Source organism: Parcubacteria group bacterium (assembly GCA_041659505.1).
Taxonomy (GTDB): domain Bacteria; phylum Patescibacteriota; class Minisyncoccia; order Moranbacterales; family UBA2206; genus UBA9630.
This window is the reverse complement of the sequence record JBAZYF010000001.1, coordinates 274,006-290,368: the sequence shown is the minus strand read 5'-3', so window position 1 is coordinate 290,368 and position 16,363 is coordinate 274,006. Positions and strand designations below refer to the sequence as shown.

The window sequence follows — 16,363 nt, the reverse complement described above, 5'->3', positions numbered from 1 at the left end:
AGATTGATTTATTGTAAAAAATCCCACAGTTTGAGAAATATCATTTTTTGTGTTTCGTAGATCATCTTGTTTTCCACCAAAATTCCCACCGGCGTACCCTCGGAGTCGCGGGAAATGAAGGCGCATTTTTCGGCGTAGATCAGGATAAAAGTGGCCGAATCTTTGTCCGTGCCGAGCCAGCGCCGGTGATCCAAACCGTGCAAATTTCCGCCCTGCGCCAGCGAGATTGAGCGGACGTGAATGTCGCGCTTAATCCGCTCTTGGGTAAAATTGGGATAGGCCTTGTGGATGTCAGCACTGGCTTGGGTTGAAGAATAGATATAATATTCCCGTTCTTTTTCGGGCAGAGTTTCCATCGAAGACAATAAATCATCCAAGATTGTTTTTATGCCGGCGCGGTTTTCATAGAGCTTGGAAACGGGTTTCAAATCTTTTTTGTCTTGGATCGATTTTAGTTCTGGGATGATATCAAGAATTCCATTTTTCACTTCCTTAATTTCCTGTTCACGCTTTTTGAGAATTTCCAAGAGGCGCTCCGGATCTTCCGCCACGAAGCGTTGTTTTTTTTCTTGATAGTAATAACTGACCAGGCCGATTTCTTGCAGGCGTTTCAAAGTGTCATAAGCTGTCCCGCGGTTGAGCGCGGAAACTTCCGCTAGGCCACGCACAGAAATGGCGCCATATTCCAAGAGGGTCAAATAAACCTTAGCTTCCTTGTCATCAAGGCCAAGTTTTTTGAGAATTGTTGTGTCCATATATATTTTAAAAAGTTGCTTTAAAAAAGAAGAACTGAAATAAAAGCGATGTTTATTCCAGTGTGAAAAAGAAAGCGAGCGAGGAAGAAGGGAGAAAGAAGATGGGAAAGGAAAATGAGAGGGAAGATTGGTAAGGATTTATCAATCGAAATGTATCGGGAGAAAATTCTGCCCGTCCCAATCAAATTCCGCCAAATCTTCAAAACCGCTCCTCACTGGCTTATTTTTTATTAAAGGTACTAACTAAGTCCAGTATAGAGCATGGGCAAAAACTTGTCAAGTATTTTTCATATGATTTTAGCATAATATGAAATTATGACTTAAATTAGCCAAATAAAGAACACTAAATTGTCAAAAATAATCCTGCAATTATAATTTAGCAACATATTTTCTAGTTCTTTTTCGCCTAAAATTTATCAAAAATAGGGCATATAAAAGCCGACTATTGATTTATTCGAAATTCCTTGCTAGAATAAGTTTGTTTTGTAATTTACAAATCAAATATTCCGCGATAGCTCAATGGTAGAGCAGTTGACTGTGGTACACATCCTTTGTGCAAAATGGTATAATTGATACATGAAGGAAACCCGAAAATACGCTGACCGCCGAGAGTATATAAAAAAAGCCGTTTCAAAAAGACGCAAAAAGCTTCGAGAAATGGCGATTGAATACGGAGGCGGTAAATGTGCCCTTTGTGGCTATGATCGTTGCAGTGATGCATTGGAATTTCACCATGCCAATTCTTCGGAAAAAGAATTTGGCGTTTCTCAAGCGGGGTTGACTCGCAGTTGGGAAAGAGTAAAAAGTGAGATTAAAAAGTGCATCCTTGTATGCGCGAATTGTCATAGAGAGTTGCATAACAACATACGCAGCCTTCCAAAGAAATTTGGAAGTGAAGAATGAGGTGAATTGCTGGAAGCCTAATATTCCTCAGCGGGAATTATGGTAATCAGCAGCCAAGCCTTCGCTAAAGCTACGGCTTGCAAAGCAATCTTTTAGTGAAGGAAGGTTCAGAGACTATCTCGCAAGAGAGTACTGTCCCGATTAATCGGGACGGGAAGCGCCTCACTCCTTAGTAATGAGGAGATGATATAGTCCACCCTTTTTGGAAACAGAAAGATTATGTGTAATCAATTGGTTCCAGGTTCGAGTCCTGGTCGCGGAGCATAGGTATATTTTAAGGCTTATTAAAGCCTTTTTATATTGGAAAACATTTGATTATTTGCATTTACTTTACAATAATGCTTAAATAGTAAATCCAGCTTTTTAACAAAAACTATCTCTCAAAGAGAGGTTAGATATAATCTAAAAAGGTGATATTTTGTTAGAATCTACAACAACTTTTCAAGAGGAGGATTATGAATCATGCTAAAAACTATTGGTGACAAAAGTACTTATGCTGTGATTTCATCCACTGGCGCAACCGTGAAGGAATTCGTATATCACGGTAAAAACCTTATTTATCCAGAAAGAATGGTTGGTGAAAAATCCAGAGGTGGCATTCCGATTTGTTTTCCATTTTTCGGAAAGCCGATCGAAGCTCTTTCTTCATTTCCGCGACATGGCTGGCTGAGGCATCAGGTACTCCAGCTTTATTGGGACGTACCAAACCAAGTTGTGTTTGTGGGGAAAAATGAGGTCACAAAAGAGTTTCCCTGGAAACTGAAATATCTGGTAACTATTTCGATTAATCCGCTAGCTGGTTCCTTAACGTTGAAACTTGCCATAGAAAGGTTACGCGATGGCGAATATTTTCGCGCGCCAATTAACCCAGGGTTTCATCCCTATTTCTGCAGCGATTTTTCCAAACCACCAAGGCACAGTATTGCGAAGTGTCTGGCCAGAGTCGGCTCTCACGTATTGACTGATTTCAAAAAAGAGTCCGAGATAATCGTTGTAGACAGCCCGATTCTGGTTAAGTCCGGAGAACGAACCCTAAGCATGGAATTAAGTGGCGATTTCAATTCAGCTTCTCAGCTAACGCTTTGGAGCGACAATGCGGATGAATACTTTTGTGTTGAGCCAATTTTGACGCATCCGAATGCATTCGCTGATCCTGAAAATGGAAAATTTCTCAGTGAGGGTGAAAAATCGGAAATGGTAATGCGCTTAACGGTAGTATGAATCACAACGGAGATGGAAGGAGATTGATCATGGTTGATAAAAAACAGGAACTTACCGAGCCGTATCATTTCGCAACTCAAGGGACTGTGGAAAAGGGGAGATTGAATCCACTGGAATGGTTTTCTCTTGTTAAGCTTTCTCTGGAAGCCAGCAAGCTGATTTTGCCCCGAGTGGCGGAAATCAGCAGTAAATCAATGACTTTTGAAGCGATACTGAATCACCCGCTCGAAGGTGGCGGGCAGAATGAAAAAAGAGTCACCCCCAAAGAAGTTGTCGACAGTCTGCCGAAGACATTTTTTATCAATGACGGCTGGCTCTTTATCCCAGTGAAAACACTGGAAACTAAAGAGGAAAAAGGCCAGTTTTTTGAGAGGAAATTATTCGTCTTGGCCGATTTAGCGGTGATGATTATTGTGACTACAGTATACCGCAAAGAACCTCACCCGAATCAACCTGCAAAACTGGATATACCAAAAATTAACGAGAATGTGGTCAGCTGTCAGATACTGACCAACGCTAATTTACTCGGATTGAAAAAGGAAGGCTTCGAGGAAACGATAATGCCATTCTTTGAAAACCCTGAGCTTAAATTGGGCGAGTTCATGGTGAAAAATCTTTTCGACGATGCTATTGATGTGTTAAGGGAGGCAAAAAGCAGAGTGGCGGAAGTGGAAAAGCCCATGAAGCCCTTTATGGAAATCCGGGCTCGATTGGGCATCTGGAATCACATCTAATTCGAGAATTTTGGTAGCCAGCTTCTGCGCGACTAGTCGAATCAAGAAAGATTGCGTCGCGCAACATCATTAAGCCTTTTAAGTAATAGTTTGCGCCAGAAGATTGACAACTCTGAAGGGATATGCTAAGTTGCACAGTTGCGTTTCTGAAAAAGAGATGCATCTAAAAACGAGTTCCATATCAACATTGGGAGTGTATAAACAATTGGCATTAAGCCACAAACAGGAAAGGAGTAAGCTATGAAAATTGGATCGTACACCCTTTTTGAAAAAACAGCTATACCCGCCACCGCCCCCAAACCCATTCAGCCGGTACTTGGGCTTTATCAGGCGGAAGCCGTTTATGATCGTGCCAATGGCCTGATCAAGGGCGATGGATCGAAAGCAGTGCCGTTTTCGATTATCGCGACGGCACAAGTCCTCGGAGCCAGAGTGTGCATCGGCGAAGAATGCACATCCGCTGTCGAGATGCTTGACTCCGATGCTGATAATACACAACAAGGAGCGGATGAATTTGCTGAGAAGGTCGCCAAAATCATCGCCAACCTGCATGAGCAAATCAATCAGCATGAAGTTAATCTTAATGCGTCCATGCAGGAAGCAAGCGAAGAACTCGGTAAACTTGCAGCAAGACGCGCAAAGGTTGTCGCAGTCGGCGAGTTCTTCAACATTGGCACTGGTCCTGCCGAAGCGTAACAACGCTTAAACGGCGAAATAGTAGAATAGCCGGAGCATACCCGTTCAACAGGGTAAGCCCCGGTTTTTAATTTGTAAAATTTAAAGTTTTTTATACCACAAAACTGAACAATCGTAATTCCATCTCCACTTTAGAGATATTCAAGTGGCGGAACATATCCTGCAGGGGGAGCAAAGTAGGACAAGGAGAGGCAGAAATGTCTCTTTTTGTTTTAGTAGGATCTATTTTTTGAGTTCGAAAGTGTTTTTTAAATTCCGCATATTTGCTATAAAACCTTTGCGCGATATCTTGCGCGATTATTGCGCAATTATTCTTTTTATGCTATACTGTTAGTGTAATAATAACCTGCAAAAAAATATGTTTTTGCCAAAATATAAGCTTACCGACAGTATTGTTGGGATGTTGGTTTCCATTGCACAAACTAAGTCAGCCATCGAACGCGCCCGAATTTTGCCCAAACATGAACTAAAATTGCGCAGACAGGCTCTGGTGCGAATGTCTCACAGTTCAACGGCCATTGAGGGAAACCAGCTAAACGCCTACGAAGTTGAGGCTTTGCTAGGAAAAAAGAAAGTCGATGCTCCGGAGCGAGATATTTTTGAGGTGCAAAATTATCTAAAAGCCTTGAAATATATTGAAGAGATTGTGCAAAAAAGACAAGCAATTACAGAAAAAGTCCTTCTCAAAATTCATAAATTAGTAACAAACAAAACTTTACCCAAAGAGCAATCAGGGCACTATCGAAAGAGTCCAGTTTACGTGGTTCGGCGCAAAGCGGGGTTTCCCACCGAAGTTATGTATGCTGGTCCGGAAGCTAAAAAAGTTCCGACTCTGTGCGCTGATCTCATCAAATGGATAAACGAGAGTGAAAATGCGGACATCAATCCGGTAATCGTAGCTGGAATTGTGCATCAAGAAATTGCGGCCATCCATCCATTCTCAGATGGCAATGGACGCACCGCCAGAGCGCTGGCCACGCTGATTTTGTATAAAATGGGTTATGATTTTCGCCGGTTGTTCGCCTTGGAAGATTATTACAACAAAGACCGCCCGAGTTATTACAAAGCGATCAATATCGGCAAAACTTATCTGGAAAGAAAAGTTGATTTTACTCCATGGCTGAAATATTTCGTGCTAGGCTTCAAGGAAGAAATTGATAATGTCAAAAATAAAGTGACTGCGCTGTCGGCGCGAAAAATTAGTGATGACATCAGTTCGCAAGTCTATTTGGAAGCCGATCAAATGAAAATTCTTGATTTTGCTGATAGGCTTGGCCGGATTACGGCGACTGATGTTATGGATGTTTTGAATTGTCCCAAAAGAACAGCTCAATTTCATTTGCAAAGGCTGAAAAAAATCAAGCTGATCAGGCAAGTCGGCAAAGGTCCCGCATCAGCCTATGTCTTAAAATGATTTCGATCGAATAGAAGAAATTGATAGTATCATTTTTAAATAACTTTCTAGTCGAGGACGGCCACCAGAAATGGTAGTCGTTTTCATTTGCCACTTTTCTTTTCTGGAGATAAAATAAAAGTACGTATTTAAATACATATTTCAATACTTATATGGCTACCACCAAACTCAAAGACAAAAACACCAGAAAAATCACGCGCATAGGGAAAACCAGTCTGGCGGTCACTCTTCCCAAAGAGATGGCGATGGAGCTTAACTGGAAAGAAAAGCAGAAAGTCACCCTCAAGAAAGTCCGGGGCGGGATTTTGATCAGGGATTGGAAAGAAGGATGAGAAGGTGCCTGACCCATTTTTCTCACTTTTTCTTTCTCTCTCTTTTTCCCGTAGAGTGCTTATTGACAAAAAAGCACTCTACGGGCAAAAAACTTCCCAGTCGAGGACGGTCCTCGATTGCTTTTATCCCCTGAGGAGGTTATTTTTTTCGTTACATTTTTCAAAATTTTGCTACTTTTCTTTATTGTTGTCTTTTTAGGGAAAAAGTAAAGTAACTGTACAGTAACTTGCCAATGGGCTGATTATCTGCTTCAATAGATTACTAAGTGCCAGGTGCTTTTAATTTTGTGTTAATTGCTGTATAATTTAAGCAAATGAAAAAATCTATGAAAAAAAAGTGTTACAAAACAAATTGTCTCGAAAAGGTTATTTTTAGATTGGATTTTGAAAAAGTTGAGCTTGGTTCTCTTGAAGAATTTAACAAAAAAGAACTAAGCAAAGAATTTATACTTCAAGAGCCGAAGAAAGGAAAAGAAGGTAGCTTTCGGTTTGATGTTGATAGTGGAGAGGTAACCAAATTAATGAATGAGTTTTTGGCATATACTTTTGAAAATAAGCAAAAAACAAAACGCTTCGAAGTTAGTGAAAAATATGCCTTTATAGAATATGATAAATATAGTTCATCGGAAGAATTATTTGTTGATTTAAAAACACTTGTTGAAAAATTTACTAATACTTTTGAGGTAAAAACGATAAACCGCCTAGGACTAAGATTTATAAATGAGATAAAGCTGTCGAAAGAAAAAAATCCCTTGGATTGGAAGAATTATATCGATAAAAATCTTATAGGTTTGCTTGATTTTTCGATGAAAGGAAAAGAAAAAATTTCAAGAGCAATGAGTCAGCTCGTTTTTAAGAAAGAAAAAGGTGAGTTGATGTTTAATTTTGGAATTTTTAATAAGGAATATCCAAATGAAATTGCCACGAAAGAATTCATTTTGGATTTCGACTGTTATTCTACCCTGCCGTTTGAAATTTCAGAGGAAGGTGTTCTGGACAGGGCAAAAATTTATCACAATCATATTGAAAGCTTGTTTGAGCAAAGTATAACTGATAAATTTAGAAAATTTTTAAATAAATAAAGATATGCAAGCATACTCAAGTTTTGTCATTGTCGATAGTAAACATGGAGGCAAAAATGAGAAAGTGGATGAAAAAGAATTTAATGTTTTCAAGAAAGATAATAGGTTTACTTTTGGAGCAACAAAAGAAAGATATGAAATAAAAAAAACTAGCTTTAAAAAAGGTTTCTATGTTCGAAAGCCAGATTAAAAAAAGATACTTTAAGTTTGGAAAACGAGTATGCCAAGGCGATATTTTAAAGGAAGTCGCTATTTATTTGGGTTTTTCGAAAAGAGAGACAGATGGAGGAATTAAAATAAAAGATTTTTACCCGAAATATGTGGTTGTGCTTAGTCAGGATTGTGATTTAGAAAGTGATTGCATAGAAAGAGAAAAAAACAAGGAAAAAAAGAAGCTCGGAGAAGTAGAGGTGCAAGATAAATATTTACCAACTATTCTTCTTTGCCCTGCATATCCGATAAATGATTTTATTGAGGGAAAGCATATCGCAGAGTGGAAAATGAGTAATGATTTAAAACATGAAAAAAAAGTCAAAAAATTAAAGAAAAATGATGACCTTAAGCGGTATCATTATTTAGCTGGCGATGCTTCTAATGGAATTCCTGAGTTGGTTGTAGATTTTAAACATTTTATGACTGTTCCTAGAGATGAACTATACGAGGTTCATCCAGACGTCTATGTCTCAACATTATGTGAGTTGTTTAGAGAAGAATTATCACAAAGATTTACAAATTATCTTTCAAGAATTGGGTTACCTGTTTTTTCAAACGAGATTGATGCGAAAAATAAGTAAATTTAGCTATCGGGATACGTGCTTGAAATTGTATGTGGCTAATGCGGGACTGAATAACCCCATCTCCATTTCTAACTGAGCGATATTCAAGTAGCACAACATATCTGTCAGGGGGAGCCACACAGGACGGCCACCAGAAAGGGTGGCCGTTTTCATTTGCCCCTTTTCTTCTCCGGAGACAAAATAAAAGTACGTATTTAAATACATATCTGCCAAACAAATTTTTATAAAAGAAAATAGATTTCTCTAGTCTTCTTTTGCCAAAAGCGCGGCTTCGCTAATATCTTCGATTATTTTTGGATCACCTCGGTAATAAATTTTACTGGAATCTTTGCCTGTAGCGTCCAATTGTTCCGTTGCCCATATTCGAGCCCGGCTTGCTCCGCTAGCACTAATTTTCAGATTCTTGACAGAAAACTCGGATAACATCAGGTTGGATGAGTCACTAATAATTGCCGTCACACTCTCACATAGCGTCACTTTTCAAAAAAGAACCTGTGGCCACAATGTAGTGCTGGCTGAACTTTTTGATAAGCTGTTTGCGGCAATAATTACATTTCCTAATTTAATCTTTGCGAGATTCCAGCTTCTAAATGTATCAGCTATTGAGAGCAAAGTATTGTTGCATTGAAAATTCTAAATAGTATAATGAAGGAGTAATCTAATTTCTAAATCTACCCTATGAAAATCGCAACCCAAGAATTGAAAGACAAAGTGCTAGAAGGCGTCAAAAAGCTGGGCTATGTTGGAGATGATGCAAAAATCATCGCGGAGGTGCTTCTCTATGCCCAATTGCGTGGTAATAACCAAGGTATAACAAAAATTGCTACAGGCGGGATACCAAAAGCCAGTGCTGTTGAAGAATTTAGAATTGTTTCTGAAAACAAATGCGGAGCGCTGATTTCTGGTGGGCACTCAATGGTTTCAACTGCCAAAGCCACCGACATGGCCGTTGATCTTGCTGCAAAACACGGAGTGGGCATCGTGGGACTCAACCACACTTCAACATCTTCCGGCGCCATCGGTTATTTTTCCAGACGCATTGCCAAGGCAGGTTTCATCGGATTTGTCTGTGTCGGCAATGGTGCATTCGCTTTTGTCGCACCAACTGGTAGCGCCGAACCAAAACTAGGCACGAATCCTTTTTCCTATGCCTTTCCCTATACTGGTGGCGAGATTGTCTTTGACAGCGCGACTTCCGCCATGGCCTATTTCGGAGTAATGGAAGCCAAACTCAAAGGCGAGAAGTTGCCGGAAGGTATTGGCTTTGACAAAGAGGGCAACCCGAGCACCGACCCGGCTGAGGTGCTTCAAGGATCTGTGAGCACTTTTGCCAGACACAAGGGATTTGGCTTGTCATTTTTCATTCAAATGCTCGGCGGTCCGTTCTCTCTGGCTGGCATCCCAGGTTTCAACGAATCAGACGGCGCGGGAACATTTGTGCTGGCCATTGATCCGGGCCTTCTGTCCACCAAAGAAGAATTCATGAAACGCTCCACTGAGCTGGTCCGATCAATGAAAGCCGCAAAACCTCTTGCGGGTCAATCAATCTATCTGCCTGGCGAACAAGGTGACGCAAAAAGCCAGAAAGCCAAAGAAGAAGGCGTGATTGAAATAGCCGATGCCATCTGGAATGAACTGCTCGCTTTTGTCGAGAAGCAGTGAGGATTGAAAATCAACCAAAAGCTTAATAAAAAAAGATAGCTTGAACTTTTGCGATATGATGCAGATATTATTAAAATCATTTTGAATTGCTATGCTAAAAATAACTTATTTTGTGCACGGAACCACAACTGACAATGAAAAGAAAATATCATCCGGCTGGTCTGATGTGGAACTTTCCCAAAAAGGTATCGAGCAGGCAATCAAATTGAAATCCCTAATAGCGGATAAAAAATTTGATGTCGTGTTTTGTTCTGATCTAAAAAGAGCGGTGAAGTCAGCAGACTTAATCTTTAGTGGGGCCGTTGAAATAATACGAGATGAAAGATTGCGCGAGTGCAACTATGGAGCATATAACGCAAAACCATCTGTAATTGTCGAGCCTATGCAAGAGGAAAATGTTGCAGATAAATTTCCTGGTGGGGAAAGTTGTGAGGATGTGAAAAATAGAATGAGTGATTTTCTCAAATATTTGAAAATAAATTATCGCAACAAATCCATTGCTATCGTTGCTCATAAAGTCCCCCAATTAGCCCTAGACGTTTTGATTGGGGGAAAATCTTGGGAGCAGGCTTTCGCTGATGATTGGAGAAAAAAGAAAGCATGGCAACCGGGATGGGACTACGATTTAATATAAAAAGATAGCGCGGCTAATTACACATCTTCTTATTAAAATTCTCACTTAAAAACGTTTGGAAGCCGTTATGTCAAGTGAGCAACAAAAACAACAACGCCCAACGAGCGTTTTTTATTTACATGCCTAGTCGAGAACCGTTCTCGACTAGCTCTGCGTCTAGCCGCAATTAGCGCGCGTATTATTCATATAGGCCACACCAAAAAGACTGAAAATTTGTTGGGTAGTGGCGACTTAATTTTTTAACACAAATAATATGCGAAAAATAATAACGACAACTTTTGTCACGCTGGATGGCGTTATGCAGGCTCCCGGCGGACCGGAAGAAGACATCTCGGAAGATTTCAAGTATGGCGGATGGACATATCATTATTGGGATGAAAGGATGGGCAATGTCATGGATGGTTTCATGAAGATTCCGTTCGAGTTGCTTTTGGGAAAAAAGACCTATGATATTTTTGCGGCTTATTGGCCAGACGCCGAGGGCGATTTTCCCATCAAGGAAAGATTCAACGCCACAAAAAAATATGTCGTTTCCGACGTTGCTAGCGAGCTCACTTGGAACAACTCGGAGATAATATTGGAAGACGTTGTGAAAAAGCTTAAAGCGCTCAAGGAGCAAGATGGACCAGATTTGTGGGTCCATGGAAGTGGCAATCTCATCCAGACCATCTTGAAGGAGAGGCTTATTGATCGCATGCACGTTTGGATTTTCCCGGTTACGATCGGCAAGGGAAAGCGACTTTTTGCCGAAGGTACTTTGCCGCAGGGATTCAAATTGGTCGATTCTAAAACTTCTTCTACTGGAGTAATTATTGCAACCTATGAACCGGCAGGCGAGCTCAGAACAGGCTTACTTGGAAGCTAAGACTTATTCATGCGTCACTTTTGCTTGATAGACCATCACCTCTCCGTAATTGTCTGCCGTGCATAGCTCTGGTGATTGTTCGGTTTTGCAGTTTGACTGGGTGTAAACACCAACCTTGAAATAGGCTTGCTTCACTTTTTTCTCTAGTGTGTAGATCGGTGTCGCACTGTTGTTATAATAAACAGTGACTTGGCCATTGCTGGCAACGAATTTGATGGTGAAACGTGTGCCGAGGACATAATTATCATCAAGCGTAAACAAGTTGGCTTTGCTGCGAGCAAGATAGAGTTTTTGTCCTTCTAGCCGGACGACAATGAGATCGTCTGTGTCGCCATGAATCTGTCCGGCGACTACATCTGGTTTGTATTGCGGCACAGCAGTGATGGCCTCATCGAGAAAAAGGGTATGTGTCCCGCTGGTTGAAGGCCAGAAAAATTCTTGCGTCCCACTGTCCGTCATTTCGCGCAGTTCGCAACGGGGATAGCTGGAATTGGATGTGGTTGGCGCATTGACCGGCGCTCGAAATAGCACGCCCTTTTTATCGGGAGCCAATTGAAACCAAGGGCGTAGCTGGTAGGTTGCCAATTCCGGTTGCAAGATTTCCAGTGGCTGTGTCGGATCACTCGGAGAGGTGATTGGCAAAGTCAATTTCCAATTCGTCAGATCGATCAGTTTGGCAGGTGGTTGAGCGGGCTGTTGCACTGGCGCCGGTTTTGGTACGGAGGGCAATTTATAGACCGGACCTTTTCGAGAAGAAGAAAGCACGAAAAAGACAATTCCAACAAGAATCAAACCAAAAACTATTTTAATGATTAGTGATTTTTTGTTATCCATAGGTTTGTTTTAAATCTTGCCTCTATTATATAGCACCATACGCTTTTCGTTAAGGGAGTGTTTCAGTTTGGGAAGTCGAAGACCTCCATGTCTGCGTATTATATATGTAGCATTGTCTGGTTTTTTGTGAATTTTTGGACGAAAAATACCAGCTTATTGCAAACTAATTTTTAACCTAAATATATGCGAATTACGAGCAGTGCCTTTGAGAACAATTCCATAATTCCCAAAAAATATACTTGCGATGGCGAGAATGTCAATCCGCCGTTGGAGATTTCCGGCGTGCCGGCCGATGCTCAGTCGCTCGCGCTTATCGTGCATGATCCGGATGCGCCAGTGACCGGAGGATGGACGCATTGGATAATATTTGATCTGGATCCGTATCTCACACGGATCGCGGAAAACAGCGTTCCCGACAGCGGGATCGAAGCTTTGACCAGTTTTCGAAAAGCAGGCTATGGCGGACCTTGCCCTCCTATTGGCGCGCATCACTATCAATTTCAGCTGTATGCACTGGACACAAAGCTAGAGCTGGAAGGTCCGGTAACGAAAGAAGATATTGAAGCAGCCATCGAAGGGCATGTCCAGGAAAAAGCTTCCCTCGTCGGGCGATACGCGCACTAAATTTTTTGGGGAAAAACAAAAAGGCCAGCGAGGCCTTTTTTTAGTGGCAAGGGACGTTTTTTATTCTTGATCTGGAGTTTCTTTTGGTTCAAAGCGGTTAATTATGGCATTGACTAGTGAAAGCACGAGACTGAAAAGCAGTGCCCACCAAAAACTTTTCACATAGAATCCGCTCACGAGACTGCTGGTGAGCATGACGAGTCCGGCATTTATGATAAAAGTGAAAAGGCCGAGAGTCAGGATCTGGATGGGTAAAGTAAGGATGATAAGGATCGGTCTGATGATACTATTTAAAAATCCTAAAACAACCGCTACGACCAACGCTACAAAAAAACTTTGCACAAAGATCGCTTCCTTGGGCAAGAGGTAGGCAGTAATGATAACAGCTAGGGCGGAGAGTAGCCAGCGGATGATAATTTTCATAGTTTTTTCGGTTATATTTATGCCTCGAGTATAATCCAAAATTGTTCCAGGCGCAATGCTTGCAAAGAAAAACATGATTCCTTAAACATATTTTTTAATTTCTTGCGCCAGCAATGGATTCCACATTGCTCCCGTGGCTGACATCACCGCGTCTGCTCCGCAAGCGAGGTAGCCGCGATAATCTTTCGGCGTGCTGACACCGCCAACGCCAATAATGGTGTAGTTTAAATTCATTTCGGTGCGGAGCGTCTTTAGCCTCTTGACCATATCTAGTCCGGCCCAGCGCACGCCGTCTCCGCAAATGCCACTAACTAGTCGTCCTTCTCCAGGCAAAGCTTGATTTCCCGACCGATCTCGGATTGCGCAAGGCAGAGTATTTATCGCGGCAATCCCGGAAACCAGCTTTCCCACTTTTTCAACCAGCTTTCGCAAATTGTGTTCATCTTCAAAGTAGGCGAGTTTAATGATTAGCGGAATGGAACCAATTTCATTTTTCACTGCTTCACAAATTCTAAGCACCAGCTCTGAATCAAAACAAACCAAATCGGGAGTTTTCTCGTTAGGACAGCTAAAATTTAGCTCCAAAATTTTTGCCCCAGTCTCTTTGATTAATTTTGCTCCCAAAACAAAGTCGGCAACGAGAGACGAATCAACCCCTCCTTTTTCTCTGGTTCCTTGAAAACTACCAATCACCACTTGCCCTTTTTTAGCATAGCTCACCGCTTGGGCTAAATCTTTTTGCCAGATAGTGGGGTCAGAAGAGGGCACGCCAAAAGAGTTGGTGATGGAAAGTGGTGGCGCATAATTATTTTTCGCGACAAGACCACTGCGAATTTTTTCCAAAGTCAAAGCGCCTTCCAAGTCAACTCCAATGACGTTGGGCCAGGGATGGCAAGGGTATTTTCTCGTGCGGACTGTTTTATAGACCGGAAGATCAAAACCCATATCCAGCGCGGCTTTCACAAAGCGACTATTCGGCAATGGCCCAGCCGGTATTCCAAAAGGGGCAAAGACAAGTTGGCCCAAAAAAGAAAAGCGCGGCTCTTGGGCATTTTCATATTTTTGCGGTTTAAAAAAAAGACCAAAAGGTCCTTGTTCACAATTTTCTTGGTAACTTTTTTTCGGATCATAAAATGGCTTGTGGTGCATATTTTTTGAGATTGTAAACATAGTATAGCAAGCAGGAAATTTTATGCAATGTTTGTATTAGCTATCGGAAAAACTAAATAAGCATAGAGCTAATTAAAACTTAGTAGGGCTTAAATCACTGGAGATAACGACTGCTAAAAACAAATAAGAGCGAGGCTTAAGCAGGCGCTAGTATGATTTTAAGTTTAGGCCAATGCCTTTTTCGCTTGCTTTTATCCGACTTAGGTGGTTTAATGGTAGACTTAGCAAAATCTCGAAAAAAGAGTAGTCCTGGTAAGATTAAATTTCAAATAATATGCTGCAAAAAATGAAAAACGATCTAATTGAAGCCATAAAATTAGGGATGAGTCCTATGACTAAGCGTGTTTCTGTTGTAGAAAATGGAAAAAAGCAATACTACTCTGTTACAAGAAAAGGCCTAGGACCACTCGAAACTAAGTTTGGAGAATTTTGGGAATTTGTTTTTGAAATTGATGATCAGTGGATCGATTACGCCGTAATTGCAAGAGCGGATATCAACAAAAAAACACTCATGCCCGAGTTCAAAAATGAAAATAAATTGATAGTCAGAACAGACTCTGGCTGCGCTACCGGACAAATATTCGGTGATCTTACTTGCGAGTGTCTGGATCAATTGCATCTTGCTATGAAAACTATTTCTGACGCAGGAGAGGGCATGATTATCCACATCCCTCGGCAAGATGGTCGTGGCATGGGTGTCCCGTTTAAATTAGCTACGCTGTGGCTGCAGAAAGAATTTAATGTAAATACAATTGAAGCTGCCTTAATGCTTGCGAAAGATGAGACGATAGATGCGCGTACGTATGCAGGCGTTGTCGCAATTCTAAAATTTTTCGAAATTCCCGAGGCGTGTTGCATAAATCTTGCAACAAATAATCCCAGAAAAATTAAAATTTTCTCTGAAAATGGATATGCTGTCAAGAGTTGTGATCCAATACACGCTAAGTCCAATAAAAATATTGAGCATCATTTAAAAGCTAAGGAAAAATATTATCAGAATATAAAATAGGAAGTGGAAAATGATATAGGACGGATGTCTTTGCGGGGTATTTTTATGTATTGCATAAATATGCTTTATCTGGTAGCATTAAAAACCAATAAATAAATTGGGTAGTAACTTAAAAATTTGATAACGAATATTAAAAAAACAGAGAAAGGAGGGCAAGAAACTTAACTTTAGGCAAAACTTGTAAAAACCATTAACTGTCAACTTCAAATTTTAGGAGGTAAAATGAAAACTTTCGTAGACAAATTGCAGGAAGCGATGCGGATGAAGAAAAGTGTTCTTTGTGTTGGACTTGACCCGCAACTCAGATTTATGCCACCCTATCTCATTGCAGAAATGCGGGCGGTTTACGGAGACACAGAGGAAGCGGTTGGCGAACTCTATTACGCATTCAACCGTGCGATCATTGATGCGGTTGAACCGTTTGTCGCCGTTGTAAAACCGCAGGCCGCGTTTTATAACAGGAGCTGTCATACATGGAAGGCTCTGGAAAAAACATTGGCCTATGCCAAGTATCGTGGACTTCTGACCATCAAAGATGCCAAGTGCAAAGATGGATCGGAAACGGCCGACGCATATGCACAAGCGCATATCGGCGAGGTTCCGTTCTTTGATGACCGTATGGTCGTTGCGCCTATTCGGTCGGATGCCGTCACGATCGATGGCTATATTGCCGAGGACTCGGTGATGCGCTATGTTCGTGAGATAAAAAAGTTCGGTACCTGCGTCTTTGTCGTCGACAAGACCTCATTCAAACCGAACTCTGTCATTGAGCAACTGGTAACAGACAATGGGCTTACGGTCTGGGAACGGCTCGCCCATTATGTCTCATTGTGGAGCGAGGGGACGGAAGGAGAAAATGGGTATCGCAATTGTGGCGTCGTAATGGGCGGCACATATCCGGATGATGCGGTCAAAATGCGAAAGATTCTGCCGGACTCCCTTATGCTCGTCCCCGGCTACAGTATCAGCGGCGGTGAGGGACAGGGCGGAAAAGCAGATGAGGCTGTTGTCCCGTTCAATGATGATGGGTTTGGCGCTGTGGTCAGCACATCTCGCGGAACCATTGCCGCTTGGCAAAAGGGACCGTTCAGCGGCGATCCGAAGGATTTCGCTACGTCATCTGCACAAGCGGCAATGCTTGCTCGCGATGAGCTTAATGCGGCACTTCAGCGGGCGGGTAAATTGGGCTGGTAAAAACCAATGGAACT

At 41.6% G+C, this 16,363-nt stretch carries 20 protein-coding genes; 15 read left to right on the top strand and 5 right to left on the bottom strand.

The features are described from left to right. Positions 1 to 8: 8 nt before the first annotated feature. A complete protein-coding gene (locus WC848_01220) occupies positions 9 to 755 on the bottom strand; it encodes a helix-turn-helix domain-containing protein (GenBank protein ID MFA5961287.1) in 747 nt (248 codons plus the stop codon). A gap of 576 nt (positions 756 to 1,331) precedes the next feature. On the opposite strand from WC848_01220, the gene WC848_01215 reads away from it, so the two are divergent. The 9 genes from WC848_01215 to WC848_01175 all read left to right on the top strand — a co-directional run bounded on the left by WC848_01215 (position 1,332) and on the right by WC848_01175 (position 7,931). Further along, positions 1,332 to 1,658, top strand: a complete 327-nt coding sequence (locus tag WC848_01215; protein MFA5961286.1) for a hypothetical protein — start codon at positions 1,332 to 1,334, stop codon at positions 1,656 to 1,658. 462 nt (positions 1,659 to 2,120) lie between these two features. Further along, positions 2,121 to 2,879 carry a hypothetical protein gene (locus WC848_01210; GenBank protein MFA5961285.1) on the top strand — a complete coding sequence of 253 codons (759 nt, stop codon included), beginning with the start codon at positions 2,121 to 2,123 and terminating at the stop codon, positions 2,877 to 2,879. Next, the gene (locus WC848_01205; protein ID MFA5961284.1) at positions 2,876 to 3,613 is read left to right on the top strand and encodes a hypothetical protein; all 738 of its coding nucleotides are present in this window, start codon (positions 2,876 to 2,878) and stop codon (positions 3,611 to 3,613) included. The genes WC848_01210 and WC848_01205 overlap by 4 nt, the downstream gene beginning before the upstream one ends. Before the next feature lie 240 nt (positions 3,614 to 3,853). Continuing rightward, the gene (locus WC848_01200) at positions 3,854 to 4,309 is read left to right on the top strand and encodes a hypothetical protein (GenBank protein ID MFA5961283.1); all 456 of its coding nucleotides are present in this window, start codon (positions 3,854 to 3,856) and stop codon (positions 4,307 to 4,309) included. A gap of 358 nt (positions 4,310 to 4,667) precedes the next feature. Then, entirely contained in the window at positions 4,668 to 5,723 is a 1,056-nt protein-coding gene (locus WC848_01195; GenBank protein ID MFA5961282.1) for a Fic family protein, read from the top strand. A gap of 152 nt (positions 5,724 to 5,875) precedes the next feature. Further along, the gene (locus tag WC848_01190; protein ID MFA5961281.1) at positions 5,876 to 6,055 is read left to right on the top strand and encodes an AbrB/MazE/SpoVT family DNA-binding domain-containing protein; all 180 of its coding nucleotides are present in this window, start codon (positions 5,876 to 5,878) and stop codon (positions 6,053 to 6,055) included. A gap of 326 nt (positions 6,056 to 6,381) precedes the next feature. Beyond that, complete coding sequence (locus WC848_01185) at positions 6,382 to 7,137, top strand: TIGR04255 family protein (GenBank protein MFA5961280.1); 756 nt, start codon at positions 6,382 to 6,384, stop codon at positions 7,135 to 7,137. Positions 7,138 to 7,141: 4 nt separating this feature from the next. Then, positions 7,142 to 7,327, top strand: coding sequence for a hypothetical protein (locus WC848_01180; GenBank protein MFA5961279.1), 186 nt, complete (start codon positions 7,142 to 7,144; stop codon positions 7,325 to 7,327). Next, positions 7,308 to 7,931, top strand: coding sequence for a hypothetical protein (locus WC848_01175; GenBank protein MFA5961278.1), 624 nt, complete (start codon positions 7,308 to 7,310; stop codon positions 7,929 to 7,931). Before WC848_01180 ends, WC848_01175 begins: the two co-directional genes overlap by 20 nt. 246 nt (positions 7,932 to 8,177) lie before the next feature. Here the strand turns inward: WC848_01175 and WC848_01170 are convergent, their stop codons facing one another. Then, positions 8,178 to 8,393 (bottom strand): DUF2807 domain-containing protein, encoded by a 216-nt coding sequence (locus WC848_01170; protein MFA5961277.1) that lies wholly within the window; start codon positions 8,391 to 8,393, stop codon positions 8,178 to 8,180. 219 nt (positions 8,394 to 8,612) lie between these two features. Here WC848_01170 and WC848_01165 point away from each other — a divergent pair, with 219 nt between their 5' ends. The 3 genes from WC848_01165 to WC848_01155 all read left to right on the top strand — a co-directional run bounded on the left by WC848_01165 (position 8,613) and on the right by WC848_01155 (position 11,095). Then, complete coding sequence (locus WC848_01165; protein ID MFA5961276.1) at positions 8,613 to 9,596, top strand: Ldh family oxidoreductase; 984 nt, start codon at positions 8,613 to 8,615, stop codon at positions 9,594 to 9,596. Positions 9,597 to 9,687: 91 nt separating this feature from the next. Next, complete coding sequence (locus WC848_01160; protein ID MFA5961275.1) at positions 9,688 to 10,230, top strand: histidine phosphatase family protein; 543 nt, start codon at positions 9,688 to 9,690, stop codon at positions 10,228 to 10,230. Between the two features lie 253 nt (positions 10,231 to 10,483). Further along, the gene (locus tag WC848_01155; GenBank protein ID MFA5961274.1) at positions 10,484 to 11,095 is read left to right on the top strand and encodes a dihydrofolate reductase family protein; all 612 of its coding nucleotides are present in this window, start codon (positions 10,484 to 10,486) and stop codon (positions 11,093 to 11,095) included. Positions 11,096 to 11,098: 3 nt separating this feature from the next. Here WC848_01155 and WC848_01150 read toward each other — a convergent pair whose 3' ends face one another. After that, entirely contained in the window at positions 11,099 to 11,929 is an 831-nt protein-coding gene (locus WC848_01150) for a polysaccharide lyase family 7 protein (protein MFA5961273.1), read from the bottom strand. A 183-nt stretch (positions 11,930 to 12,112) separates the two neighbouring features. On the opposite strand from WC848_01150, the gene WC848_01145 reads away from it, so the two are divergent. After that, a complete protein-coding gene (locus WC848_01145; protein MFA5961272.1) occupies positions 12,113 to 12,553 on the top strand; it encodes a YbhB/YbcL family Raf kinase inhibitor-like protein in 441 nt (146 codons plus the stop codon). A gap of 60 nt (positions 12,554 to 12,613) precedes the next feature. Here WC848_01145 and WC848_01140 read toward each other — a convergent pair whose 3' ends face one another. Together WC848_01140 and WC848_01135 are read right to left on the bottom strand one after the other, a co-directional pair. Continuing rightward, positions 12,614 to 12,976 (bottom strand): phage holin family protein, encoded by a 363-nt coding sequence (locus tag WC848_01140; GenBank protein MFA5961271.1) that lies wholly within the window; start codon positions 12,974 to 12,976, stop codon positions 12,614 to 12,616. A gap of 81 nt (positions 12,977 to 13,057) precedes the next feature. Beyond that, positions 13,058 to 14,146 (bottom strand): dihydroorotate oxidase, encoded by a 1,089-nt coding sequence (locus WC848_01135; GenBank protein ID MFA5961270.1) that lies wholly within the window; start codon positions 14,144 to 14,146, stop codon positions 13,058 to 13,060. Positions 14,147 to 14,432: 286 nt separating this feature from the next. Here WC848_01135 and WC848_01130 point away from each other — a divergent pair, with 286 nt between their 5' ends. Together WC848_01130 and pyrF are read left to right on the top strand one after the other, a co-directional pair. Beyond that, the gene (locus WC848_01130) at positions 14,433 to 15,155 is read left to right on the top strand and encodes a hypothetical protein (GenBank protein ID MFA5961269.1); all 723 of its coding nucleotides are present in this window, start codon (positions 14,433 to 14,435) and stop codon (positions 15,153 to 15,155) included. 222 nt (positions 15,156 to 15,377) lie between these two features. Then, positions 15,378 to 16,349 (top strand): orotidine-5'-phosphate decarboxylase, encoded by a 972-nt coding sequence (gene pyrF, locus WC848_01125; protein MFA5961268.1) that lies wholly within the window; start codon positions 15,378 to 15,380, stop codon positions 16,347 to 16,349. Positions 16,350 to 16,363 lie beyond the last annotated feature (14 nt).